Source organism: Paraflavitalea devenefica (assembly GCF_011759375.1).
Classification (GTDB): domain Bacteria; phylum Bacteroidota; class Bacteroidia; order Chitinophagales; family Chitinophagaceae; genus Paraflavitalea; species Paraflavitalea devenefica.
Map to the genome: position 1 here is coordinate 745,937 of NZ_JAARML010000001.1, position 12,255 is coordinate 758,191.

Genomic DNA, 12,255 nt, shown 5'->3' on the forward strand with positions numbered 1-12,255 from the left:
TAGGTCATAATTATGTCATAGCGTGTTGTAAGACAAAGAGTCATGCAAAATGACAAAAGAGCCAGTGGGGAATGGGAAGTTTAATCAAAGCTTTGGTTGCTGGAGGCGGCCAGTTTGAGGAGGCGGTCATATTGCTCCGGCGTCAGGTCGTTGTAGAAGAAGTAAACCGGATCGAGGTGCCGGCCATTTTTGTGTACTTCGTAATGACAGTGCGGGCCGGTGGATTTACCGGTATTACCCACCCAGCCAATGATCTCCCCCCTTTTTACTTTCTGGCCCGACTTTACTTTGAGGCGGAACATGTGGCCATAGAGGGTCTCATAGCCATAGCCATGGTTGATAACTACGTGATTACCATAGCCTGTACCAAGGTTGGCCGCCGTACGGATGACCCCATTGGCGGTAGCATAGATGGGCGTTCCCTGGGGGGCGGAGAAATCAAGGCCATTGTGCAGTTTGACGGTTTTGTATACCGGGTCAATGCGGTAACCAAAACCGGAAGCGATGCGTTTGAGGTCGGTATTGCTGACGGGCTGGATGGCCGGGGTACAGGCCAGCAGCTCTTCCTTGTTTTTTATGAATTCGGCTATTTCGTTGTAGGACCTTTCCTGGGAATAGATGCGATTGGAAAGGTTGTTGATGGTTTCCACAATGGAGCTTTCCAACTGGAAGTTGGCCATCTTCATAACCAATTGTGTTTCTTTCTGTTGGGCTATTTCTTTGGCCCGTACGCTATCCGGGATGGGATCGGCTTCAAAGATGGTGCGGTAGACCTCATTGTCCCTTTTTTCCAGATCAGTAACCTGCTGGGACAGTTTTTTGGTACGCTCTTCGAGCACTTCAAACTGCTGCTGGAGCTCCATGTTGTCCTGCATGAGCCTTTTTTCAGTGGCGGAAGGAAAGTACCGGTAAGCTATGGATACGATGATGATTGCCGTAACGATGGCGGCTGATATGAAACCCAATACCCGCAAGAGTTTTACCCGTAGCGGTGTCTCCAGCTTTTCGTAGCGGAGGGTGTTGGTGTTATAGAAGTATTTGATCTTTTTCATGGGAGCGTACCACTGTGCTGGTTCGTGGGGACATTGCCGGTTCGTGAGGACACAAACCAGGGCAGTACACGAACCAGGGGGTTGGTTTCCATCATTAAAACAGTCCTAATTGAATTACCTTTGCACCACGTTAATCAGCCCTAAGGTTACAAACGTACACGAAAATGTTGATTTTTTGTTGATTACGTCAGTGATGCATTAACGTTCCGGGTTCCGGGTTTAGTGTTTCGGGTTCTGATTAGCTATAAGGGGCAAGTGGTAAATGGCGAGTAGCAAGTACCTACTTCTTCGCTCTTTACCCTCTGTCTTTAATTTACTCTTTCAAATTTCCGGTACCGACATAACAAAGATTGTTCCGAATAATATGACAACGATGACCAGTGCAGAAATCAGGCAGCATTTCCTGGAGTTTTTCCGTTCGAAAGGCCATAGTATTGTTCCCTCCGCCCCCATTGTAGTAAAGAATGACCCTACCCTGCTGTTCACGAATGCGGGGATGAACCAGTTCAAGGATTATTTTCTTGGTAATAAGAAGGCGCCCCATCCCCGGGTAGCCGATACCCAGAAGTGTTTACGGGTAAGCGGCAAGCACAATGACCTGGAAGAGGTGGGCGTAGATACGTATCACCATACAATGTTTGAGATGCTGGGCAACTGGAGCTTTGGCGATCCCGCCAACCCTGCTGCCGGCTATTTCAAGAAAGAAGCGATTGCCTGGAGCTGGGAATTGCTGACCGAGGTGTACAAGCTGCCGAAAGACAGGCTGTATGTGACGGTATTTGAAGGCGACGCCAAAGAGCAACTGCCCAAAGATGAGGAAGCGATTCATGAATGGAAACAATGGATCGGGGAAGACCGGATCCTGCTGGGCAATAAGAAAGATAATTTCTGGGAGATGGGCGATACGGGCCCCTGCGGTCCGTGTACCGAGATCCATGTGGACTGCCGCACGGATGCCGAACGTAACAAGCAGGACGGTAAAGCGCTGGTGAATAATGACCACCCGCAGGTGATCGAGATCTGGAATAATGTGTTTATCCAGTTCAACCGCCTGAAAGATGGCAGCCTGGAAGCTTTACCGGCCAAACACGTGGATACCGGTATGGGCTTTGAACGGCTGGTGCGGGTACTGCATGGCAAACAATCGAATTACGATACCGATATTTTTACCGGCACGATTGCCGCCACCGGTAGGCTGGTTAATAAAACTTATGACGCCACCGACAGCAAGGAAGCCATTGCCTTCCGGGTGATTGCCGACCATATCAGGGCGATCAGTTTTACGATCGCTGACGGGCAGTTGCCTTCCAATACAGGCGCGGGCTATGTGATCCGCCGGATATTGCGCCGGGCCGTGCGTTATTATTATAGTTACCTGGATTATAAGCAGCCTTTGTTGTACCAACTGGTGCCGGTACTGGCAGAACAGTTCAAAACGGTATTCCCTGAACTGCAGCAACAGGTGGATTTTGTGAGCAAGGTGGTGAAGGAAGAAGAAGAAGCTTTCCTGCGCACCCTGGATAAAGGACTGAAGAAGATAGATGAGCTGATAGCCCAGGCGCAACATAAAACGATTGACGGCGCTGCCGCTTTCGAGCTGTACGATACGTACGGTTTCCCGGTAGACCTGACCAGGTTGATCGCCGGTGAGCAGCAATTGTCGGTAGATGAGGCCGGCTTTGAAAAGGAGATGCAGCAGCAAAAGCAACGCAGCCGGGCCGCCACCACACTGGATACAGAAGACTGGGTAAACCTGTATGAGAGCAAGGGGCAAAAGTTTGTAGGTTATGACCAGTTGGAAATACAGACCAAGGTGGTGAAGTACCGTAAGATCAAAGCCAAGGGCAAAGAATCCTTCCAACTGGTGCTGGACACGACACCCTTTTACGCCGAAAGCGGCGGACAGGTAGGCGATACCGGTCAGCTTTATTTTGACGGCGAAGTAGTGCTGGTCACTGATACGAAGAAAGAGAACGACCTGATCGTTCATTTTGCCGATAAGCTCCCGGTAAATATTACCACCCCCGTTGATGCCAAGGTAGATGTTGAGCGCCGCCGTAAGATCATGGTGCACCATTCGGCCACCCACCTGCTGCATGCTGCCCTGCGCAAGGTGCTGGGCACCCATGTAGCACAGAAAGGATCGCTGGTGAATGATGAATACCTGCGTTTTGATATTTCGCATTTTGCCAAGATCACAGAAGAAGAGATCGCTCAGGTAGAAGCGCTGGTGAATGAAAAGATCCGGGAGAATATCCCCGTGGTGATCAGGGAGATGCCAAAGGAAGAAGCGATGCAGTCGGGCGCGATGGCCCTGTTTGGCGAGAAGTATGCTGATATCGTGCGGGTGGTTACGATTGACCCGCATTATTCTGTAGAGCTGTGCGGCGGCACCCACGTGGGCGCCACCGGTGAGCTGGGTATTTTGAAGATACAGTCAGAAGCAGCCGTGGCTGCCGGCGTACGCCGGATAGAAGCCGTATGCGGCGCTGCTGCAGAAGCATTTATTAATGAGCAGTTCACGCTGGTACGCGGTATCCGTGAATCGTTGAAGAACCCCAAGGATGTGGTTAAAGCCGTGGAGGGTCTTTCGGCAGAGAACAGTGAACTGAAGAAGAAGCTGGAGCACCTGGAAAACAGGATGCTGGTAGGCATCCGGAATGAGCTGTTGACAAAGGACGAGATTATTAATGGTGTCACTTATATAGGTGATGTTGTAGAGGTAGGCAATGCCGACGCCCTGAAGAAGTTGTGTTATGACCTGAAGAATAACCTGCACGATTATGTAGCTGTACTGGGCGCCAATATTGGCGGTAAGCCTTTTGTGGCAATTGGTATTTCTGATACGGTAGTAGCCGCCAGGAACCTGGATGCAGGTAAGATCATTAAAGAGCATGTGGCGCCCCTGATCAAGGGCGGTGGCGGCGGACAAAAGAACCTGGCCACTGCCGGCGGGCAGGAAGCGGGGGGATTGCAGGCTGTGATTGAGAAGGTGAAAACGTTGTTGTAAAGTATTGCTGAAAGCAATGAAATAAGGCTGCGAGGCTACAAGCCCTCGCAGAGCGGCAAGAGCGGGTTGTCTTTTACAGATAACCCGCTTTTGTTTTTACTGGCAAGTCAGGCCTTTCCCTGCCATTTTCCTAAGGTTCTGTTAAAGGATTTGCCCCATTTCCGAAATTTTTCGTATTTCAATTATTTCCCTATATTTGAAGTACGAAGACTACCGTAGTTGATTCTTTATTTACAAAAACACACAAACCATGAAACGATATTTTTTATCGCTTGCCAGTGCAGCCAGCCTGCTGTTACTATTGAACCTGCCGGCTTCTGCCCAGGATGAAAAAGAGAAGGATAAAGACAAAGACAAGGATAAGATAAAACAGTATGATGAGGTTATTATCCGCAAGAAAACGGATAAGGACGGCAAGGTGACCGTAGAGATCAAGGATGGCAAGGTAACGGTGAATGGCAAGCCCCTGGAAGATTTTGAAGATGAGAATCTTTCTGTACGCAAACGTAAATCGGGCGCTATTGTAGGTTTAGGCGATGCCTCTCCTTTCCGCAATAATGGCGGAGGCTGGAATTTCAACAGCGACCATCTCGAATCCTTTGGCCTGGGCGACAGCAAAACCCCTTTCCTGGGCGTAGCTACCGGTGAAGGCAAGGAAGGCGCCGAGATTGAGGAAGTGACGAAGGGCAGCGCCGCCGAAAAAGCCGGCCTGAAGAAAGGCGATGTGATCACGAAGGTGGGTGATAAAGCCGTTTTCAGTCAGGATGATGTTTCTGCAGAAGTCAAAAAACACAAACCGGAAGATAAGGTGACGATCACTTATAAACGTGATGGCAAGGAGAGTAAGACTACCGCCACGCTGGGCAAAAGGCCAGGCAATGTTATGGCATTTGGCACGCCCAATCCTAATATTCATATCGCACCCGATATTCAATCTTTCCGCGATTTTGATTTTAAGCTGGACGGTGATGGCGACGGCCCCCACGTGTTTTTCAATAACAAGCCCCGCCTGGGTATTAAAGCACAGGATACTGAAGATGGCAAAGGCGTGAAGGTGTTGGAAGTAGGCGATGAATCGATCGCGGAGAAAGCCGGTGTGAAGGAAGATGATGTGATCACCGAGTTTAATGGCAAAGCTGTGAACAGCGCCGATGAGCTGGCAGCCGCTGCCCGTGATGCCAGGGAGAAACCTTCCGTAACGGTAAAACTGATCCGGGATGGCAAGGCCCAGACCCTGGAGCTGAAGACCCCGAAAAAGCTGAAGACCGCCAACCTGTAACATTCTGCATGACAGCACTATAGAAGGCCTTCCCGCAAAGCGGGAGGCCTTTTTCATTGGCGGAATTAACTGATTATGAAGGGTGGGAGATATGCCCTGAATGAGGTATTTTTGTGGGCTTATTATTTTATGGCCGATCATAAGGATTTATACGAAGTAGTAGTAGGACTGGAAGTACATGCCCAGTTGCTGACGGAAAGCAAGTTGTTCTGTGGCGACAGCGCCGCTTTTGGCGGAGACCCCAATACGCACGTGAGCCCCATTACGCTGGCACACCCGGGAACACTTCCCGTGCTGAATAAGAAAGCCGTGGAGTATGCCATCCGGCTGGGTCTGGCCTGCGCCAGTGAGATCAGTCGCCATAATTATTTTGCCCGTAAGAATTATTTCTATCCCGACCTGCCCAAAGGCTACCAGTTGTCGCAACACACAACACCGGTATGTATTGGCGGCCGGGTGAATATCCGTATGCCGGAAGGAGAAAAGGCTATCCGGCTGAACCGCATCCATATGGAAGAGGATGCCGGCAAGAGCATCCATGACGCCGATCCGGAAAGTACGTGTGTGGATTATAACCGCGCGGGAGTTCCCCTGGTGGAGATTGTTACCGAACCCGATATACGGAGTGGCGATGAGGCGTATGCCTATCTCACCGAACTGCGGAAGCTGTTGCGCTACCTCGCTATTTGCGATGGCAATATGGAAGAAGGCAGTATGCGCTGCGATGCAAATGTTTCCGTGCGCAAGAAAGGCGATACGAAGCTGGGCACGAAGGTGGAGGTGAAGAACCTTAACTCTATCCGCAATGTAAAGAAGGCCATCGAGTTTGAAGCACAGCGTCTGATAGGTCTGCTGGAGAACGGTGAAGCAGTGCTACAACAAACGAGGAGCTTCGATGCCGGCAACGGTACTACGTTTGCCCTGCGCACGAAAGAAGACGCCAATGATTACCGCTATTTTGCCGATCCCGACCTCACTCCTTTCCGTGTAACCGAAGATATGCTGCAATCCATCCGCAGTGAGCTCCCTGCCCTGCCGGAAGAAAGGATCGCCCGTTATGTATCCCAGTTACAGTTACCCGATTATGATGCGCGGGTGATCTGTGATGAGAAGGAAACAGCCGATTATTTTGAAGCAGTGACTGCCCATACGGCCAATTATAAAGCAGCCGCCAACTGGATGCTGGGCCCGGTGAAGTCGTGGCTGAACGAAAATAATGCGGCTATCAACTCGTTCCCTGTTCCTCCTGCTACCCTGGCCGCCCTGATTGCCCTGGTAGATAGTAATGCACTGAATTTTTCTATTGCTTCCACGCGGGTATTACCTGCCTTGGTGAAAACGCCCGGCGCCACCCCACTGGAAGTAGCGAAAGAACTGAACCTGCTGCAGGATTCGGACGAAGGCAATGTAGCCGCCTGGATTGAAGAGGTGTTGAACAGGATGCCGGAGAAGGTGGCCGAATACCAGAAAGGAAAGAAAGGACTGATGGGACTTTTTGTGGGAGAGGTGAAGAAGATCTCGAAGGGGAAGGCCGATCCCAAACTGACGAACGATATACTGTTAAAAAAATTACAACCCTGATTTTATGAATTACTCTTTGCGTTGGCTTGTATTGATGGTGGTGGTGATGCTGGCTGCCTGTTCGGGCAATAAAGAAAATGAACTGGAAGTAAAAGGCAAGCTGGAGCATGTAGAACAGATCGGGAGCAGTTACCCCGGCGCTGTAAGTCAGGGCAGGATCAAGCTGGCTTTGTACGAGATCCCTTACGGCGATAACCAACAGCCCATCCTGCTGGACACGACCAGCATTCATGTGAGCCAGGAATCTTACCGTCTGAAAGGAGCCACCACCGGCAGTGGCAAGCTGTATAATTTATCTATTGAGAATGGTCCGCTGCTGCCGCTGATCAATGACAGCAAGTCCATGACTGTAAATATAGATTTTAGCAATAAAAGCAGGTTCTATACGGTGAAAGGCTCTGTAGCCAGTGAGCAATTGAAGGATTTTATTTTCACGTATAGTGATGAACGTACGGCCGTTGAGCAGCGGATGCAGGCACTGGACAGCCTGAAGCACTTTAAGGCCCCTGACAGCGCGATCTTTGCCGCCACGAATCAAAAGAACCAGGCTTTGGACAAACTGAATGCCTACCTGAAGAATTTCCTGGTGAATACGAACCAGGGCACATTGGCTTCTTTTGCGTTGGGCCGGGCTGCACAAACATTGCCTATTTCAGATTTTGAAGCTTCCCTGAACCAGCTCACCCAAAAGTTTCCGCAAGACAGCAACCTGCTGGACATCAAGAATAAGTATGAAACTTATAAGCAGCAGCAGGCAGCCCGCTCCGGAAACTGGCTCGGCAAGCCAGCTCCTGAACTGGTATTGCCGGATGCATCGGGCAAGAATATTGCCTTGTCCTCTTTTAAAGGAAAGTTTGTGCTGGTAGATTTCTGGGCCAGTTGGTGCGGGCCGTGCCGGGCCGAAAATCCCAATGTGGTGAACGCCTATCAGCAGTTCAGGAATAAGAATTTTACGATCCTGGGTGTTTCCCTGGACAGAACGAAAGGCAAGTGGCTGGAAGCGATCAAGGAAGACCAACTGACCTGGACGCATGTAAGCGACCTGGCTTACTGGGACAGTAAGGCAGTAGCTACTTTTGGTTTTACCGGCATTCCTTTTAATGTATTACTGGACCCGCAGGGAACAGTCATCGCCCAGGACCTGCGTGGCAGTGCGCTGGAGGAGAAGTTGAAGGAAGTGCTGCAGTAGAAGGCGGATTATTGATTACTAATTATAGATTATTGGGTCGCTGGTTATTCAGCGGCCTTTTTTATTGGCACAGGTTGAGCGGCGTCATGATGAATTGCAAGTTTCGTTTATGGCTATTTCAAGATTGCTCGTTGCTGATTTGAAGATTTTCCTGGTGCTACTGCGCAATAAATAATGATCCTGCTTTATTTCCTGGGGAGTTGCAAGGTTTTCGTTTGTATGCATGCTGCCGTCGCTGGTTATGTGCCAGGTGCTGAGGGTTTCGGGCTCCGGGTTTGGTGTTTCGGGTTGCGTTCCAGTGGCTTCATGCAAGGTTTGGGACAGTTTTTTCTCTTCGCATTTTTTGGCCCAGGCTTCCCTGGCTTCGCGTTCTATTCTTTGTTTTTCTGCTTTAACGTATTCCGGGTATTTGTACCGCCCGTATTTGTCTTTCCGGTGCAGCAGGCGCTGTATGGATGCTTCACTGTATTTTCTTCTCTTCCTGATCTTTTGGGGTTTGGGTTGCCAGATGGGATTGTTGGGATCAACGGCTTTGATTTGTTCCCAGTATTCGACATAACATTTCCAGAGGAGTTGTTTTACTTCTTCGTCTGTATAGGCATTCTCTTTTAATAAGGTAAAGGCTTCGCCGGTAAAGGAGCGGTACATCCAGAACTGGCGCCAGCCGGGAGGCAGGGCTTTGTAGATGTGTGCACCGATCTTTGAAGCACGGGCGAGTCTGCCGGCACTGCGCATGGTTCTGCGGAATTCGGGTGCTGTTTTGACACGCTTGCTGCTGAGGGAACTTTTGGCGCGGGCGTAGTACTGCCCGTCCATTTTATAGAAGGTAAGATCATCGAAGGTGCCTTCGAGAAAGCAGAGTCCGGCGATTTGCTTTGCCATGGGATTGGATTATATGCATGAATTTACGAATTTGTCTGAACCGGGATTGAAAGATTTTTGGGATTGGAAGGAGATGAGCAATGAGCTTTGAGCTACGAACTGCGAGCAGAAAGGCACTAAGGGTTGGGGGCACAAGTACCCTTCCCGCTGAGCCGGGCTGCCTACTTGCGCCAGGCAGCAAAGTGATTGACTGTAAATAAGTTGAATGCTTATAGAGGTATTTAACCAAGTGGTGTAACCGGGTTGCGGTTTTAGTTACATGCGCCTTTAATACTCCTGAAGTACGGCTGAAGTTCGGCTGATCTGAGGCTGATCCCCTGCTAAGCTGAGTTGCTGGCTCCCGCTCTGGTGGAACCGGTTGTTAGCCGTGAGCTTTGAACGAAAAAGCACTAAGGGTTTGGAGGGCACAAGTAAACTTCTGCACAGGGCCGGGCGGCATACTTGAGCCAATTTGAAGAATAGTAAAGTGATTGATTGTAAAGCAGTTGAACGTTTACAGCCGTGTATATGCGAGAGATGTGACGGGGTTGCGATTTTAGTGAAATGCGCCTTTAATATAGCTATGGTGTAAGGTTGGTATACCTTTGCCCTTTAGTAGCTATAAAGTAACTGGTTACCATCCCGGTTCCTGCGTGGGGGTGTCCTGTTATCTGGCTTCTCAGGACCTATTTTAGTGGTTTGTGCGGACACAAACCACGGCGGTTAGGTTAAGCAAAGAAAATTCTTTTCTAAACAGTAACAATACCACGAAGTGGTAATTGTTGTTTTATTAATACGAAATAAATACTAATCGCTTAACCAGCAAAGGGGAAATGAATAAGTGCGTAGTTTGAAGGCATAAGTGTGCAGTTTGGACGAATAAGTGCACACCGAAAATAGAGAAGGCTGCCTCGGGAGTGAGACAGCCTTCTCTTTGATAATATAGGCTCAAAAAATGAGGCTATTATTGCTTTTGTAAACGAATCATAAAATTACCGCTAAAGCCATTAGATCCTGTATGGTTTAAAACTACAGTAATCTTTTTATCACAGGGTACCGCAACATTATCATCAGAAGCAACACTTTTAACCGAATAAATAGTAGCTGAACCATAATCCCCATAGGTTTGTGGCGCTACAGAAGTTTCAAATGTTACCGGATCTATAGCGATCTCAATAGGCTTCATATTGGCATCGGGGGCAACATTGTAATAGAAAGAAACTTTGTTACCGCTAACAGTCAACGGAATTGTTGTACCGGGCGGATAGTCTTCCCACTCATCTACCAACACTTTAAAATCACCAGCAAATTCACTCATTACAAGCGGACAAAACTGTTGCAAGATAACTGTATACTCACCAGATCCTGATACAACCGGCACACCGCCGCTTGTTATTTTAAATATGAGCGTATCCTTTCTTCCACCGTCGTAGGCGTCAAAAATCCCTTTTAATGAAATGGAATCGACTGTTTTTCCAGCGGGGATCGTTATTGACTTGGATGCAAGGGTATATTGCTGCCCTTCTACGGCGCCACTGGGTGAAGTAACCGTAAACTGAAAGGTTACATCCTTACCAGCAGCAGCGGTAATACCTACAGGTATTTTAAAGACTGTACCTGGATCGTCAGGAATAAAATAAGACCCTTCTTCAGCCGCATCAGCAAACAGTGCGGCTGTGTTGGTAATAACAATCCCATCATTTTTCTTACAGCCATTCAGAGAATATGCCATCCCCGAAACAAGTCCGAGTATAAGCAGTGATTTAAAGAATTTATATTTCATATCATTTTATTTATTAAAAATGAATACCGGTTTAATAATTGGGATTCTGTGTGAGCTTGGTATTAAAGTTAATTTCTTCTTGCGGAAACGGAAGCTGGAACTTGTAATCACCTGCCGGGAGCGAGGTGAAGATATAGGGATATCCAGTTCCATCAGCCAGGTCGCCTTTTGTTCCATCGCGCACTACAGGTTGATTCCTTCTTTTCAGGTCCCAGAAACGGTCGCCTTCAAAAGCCAGTTCCAGCCTTCTCTGTTTCACTATTTCATTTAATAATGGCAAGCCGGTTAATGTTTCGGGAACATAACCAGTGTACCTGTTGCTCTTTAACAGCACCAGATCGGCCAAAGCATTGGTCTCATCGGTTGAACGGTAATAAGCTTCGGCCCTGTTCAGCAATACTTCTGCAGTCCTGATCACTTTGCCATCTACCACACCTGCAGGAGAACCTGTTCTGCCGGCATATTTTATAACGTGGTTGGCATTAGCTCCGTTAAAAGGACTGGTTGCAATGTATGTTGAGGTCCTGATATCACTGGCTACAAACAATTGTTTGAAGTTGTATTCAACTAAAAATTCAGACTTTCTGAATCCTTGTACTGTTTGATAATAATTAACACCTTGTGAGTTGACATTATCCAAATTGGTATTCCTCACTTTAAAGAAAACGCCCAGTGAAGGTATTGTGGTGGAACTGGCATCAGCATCCCTCCAGATGGAAGCGAAGCTTGCTCTATCGGGCAGGCTGGGGGTTGTGCCCAAGGCATCATTAGAAGCCTGGATACATTTTGCCCAGTCGCCTTTGTATAAATATACCCTTGACAATAAAGCGGAAACAGACAGTTTATTCACCCGGTAGAGACCATTGGTAGTACCAACGAGTGTTTTGGCCAGCTCCAGGTCGGCGATCACCTTATCATAAAAACCATGTACCGGTTCTTTGGCAGGCATGTTGTCACGCGCCGTTGTGGTGATATAAGGCATGGTAGAATCGGTAGCAGTGGCATTTAAGTAGGTTTTACTGAATACCCTTACCATATCGAAATAGGTCATAGCCCGAATAGCCAGCGCTTCCCCTTTTGCATTGTCCTTAAAAGCGCCAGCAGGGAATTTATCTATGTTTTCCAGGATGGCATTCGCTCTCCGTATGATGGTATAACCACCGGCAAACAGGCCATAGGTATTTTCGCCGGTATATTGCCAATTGGCAAATGATCTCAGGGTGCCACGGCCAGGTCCACTCTGGTTGGTGATGAGGTTATCGGCCAGTACATCGGCCATGATGTTCCAGGTACCGTTTACAAAGTAGGAAGCTGATGTTTTCAAGCCGGCGTACATACCGTTAACAGCTATGTTAACATCATTTTCTGTTTTCAATTCCAACAGCACGGGCGTTTCAATCTGGTTGTAAGGAACAAGCTCCAGATCCGATTTTTTGCAGGAAATGATCCCGGCTAAAAATACGAAGACTATATATTTAACTTTTCTCATAGTAATAAATT

Annotated in this window: 8 protein-coding genes; 4 read left to right on the forward strand and 4 right to left on the reverse strand. The window is 48.4% G+C overall.

The window, feature by feature from the left end:
- Positions 1 to 80 precede the first annotated feature (80 nt).
- A complete protein-coding gene (locus HB364_RS02895) occupies positions 81 to 1,052 on the reverse strand; it encodes a M23 family metallopeptidase (RefSeq protein WP_167286391.1) in 972 nt (323 codons plus the stop codon).
- A 373-nt stretch (positions 1,053 to 1,425) separates the two neighbouring features.
- Here HB364_RS02895 and alaS point away from each other — a divergent pair, with 373 nt between their 5' ends.
- From alaS to HB364_RS02915, 4 genes are all read left to right on the forward strand, one after another.
- Positions 1,426 to 4,062, forward strand: a complete 2,637-nt coding sequence (alaS, locus tag HB364_RS02900) for an alanine--tRNA ligase (protein ID WP_167286392.1) — start codon at positions 1,426 to 1,428, stop codon at positions 4,060 to 4,062.
- 250 nt (positions 4,063 to 4,312) lie between these two features.
- The gene (locus tag HB364_RS02905; protein ID WP_167286393.1) at positions 4,313 to 5,341 is read left to right on the forward strand and encodes a PDZ domain-containing protein; all 1,029 of its coding nucleotides are present in this window, start codon (positions 4,313 to 4,315) and stop codon (positions 5,339 to 5,341) included.
- Positions 5,342 to 5,416: 75 nt separating this feature from the next.
- Positions 5,417 to 6,922 (forward strand): Asp-tRNA(Asn)/Glu-tRNA(Gln) amidotransferase subunit GatB, encoded by a 1,506-nt coding sequence (gatB, locus tag HB364_RS02910; RefSeq protein WP_246228293.1) that lies wholly within the window; start codon positions 5,417 to 5,419, stop codon positions 6,920 to 6,922.
- Between the two features lie 4 nt (positions 6,923 to 6,926).
- A complete protein-coding gene (locus HB364_RS02915; RefSeq protein ID WP_167286394.1) occupies positions 6,927 to 8,111 on the forward strand; it encodes a TlpA disulfide reductase family protein in 1,185 nt (394 codons plus the stop codon).
- Between the two features lie 84 nt (positions 8,112 to 8,195).
- Here HB364_RS02915 and HB364_RS02920 read toward each other — a convergent pair whose 3' ends face one another.
- The 3 genes from HB364_RS02920 to HB364_RS02930 form a co-directional block, all read right to left on the reverse strand.
- Positions 8,196 to 8,993 (reverse strand): hypothetical protein, encoded by a 798-nt coding sequence (locus tag HB364_RS02920; protein ID WP_167286395.1) that lies wholly within the window; start codon positions 8,991 to 8,993, stop codon positions 8,196 to 8,198.
- A 943-nt stretch (positions 8,994 to 9,936) separates the two neighbouring features.
- Entirely contained in the window at positions 9,937 to 10,755 is an 819-nt protein-coding gene (locus HB364_RS02925) for a hypothetical protein (protein WP_167286396.1), read from the reverse strand.
- Between the two features lie 31 nt (positions 10,756 to 10,786).
- Positions 10,787 to 12,244 carry a RagB/SusD family nutrient uptake outer membrane protein gene (locus HB364_RS02930; RefSeq protein WP_167286397.1) on the reverse strand — a complete coding sequence of 486 codons (1,458 nt, stop codon included), beginning with the start codon at positions 12,242 to 12,244 and terminating at the stop codon, positions 10,787 to 10,789.
- Positions 12,245 to 12,255 lie beyond the last annotated feature (11 nt).

Coding starts and splice junctions, on each gene's coding strand:
- HB364_RS02895 (WP_167286391.1), bottom strand. CDS start 1,052: ATGAAAAAGATCAAATACTTCTATAACACCAACACCCTCCGCTACGAA.
- HB364_RS02915 (WP_167286394.1), top strand. CDS start 6,927: ATGAATTACTCTTTGCGTTGGCTTGTATTGATGGTGGTGGTGATGCTG.
- HB364_RS02920 (WP_167286395.1), bottom strand. CDS start 8,993: ATGGCAAAGCAAATCGCCGGACTCTGCTTTCTCGAAGGCACCTTCGAT.
- gatB (WP_246228293.1), top strand. CDS start 5,417: ATGAAGGGTGGGAGATATGCCCTGAATGAGGTATTTTTGTGGGCTTAT.
- alaS (WP_167286392.1), top strand. CDS start 1,426: ATGACCAGTGCAGAAATCAGGCAGCATTTCCTGGAGTTTTTCCGTTCG.
- HB364_RS02930 (WP_167286397.1), bottom strand. CDS start 12,244: ATGAGAAAAGTTAAATATATAGTCTTCGTATTTTTAGCCGGGATCATT.
- HB364_RS02905 (WP_167286393.1), top strand. CDS start 4,313: ATGAAACGATATTTTTTATCGCTTGCCAGTGCAGCCAGCCTGCTGTTA.
- HB364_RS02925 (WP_167286396.1), bottom strand. CDS start 10,755: ATGAAATATAAATTCTTTAAATCACTGCTTATACTCGGACTTGTTTCG.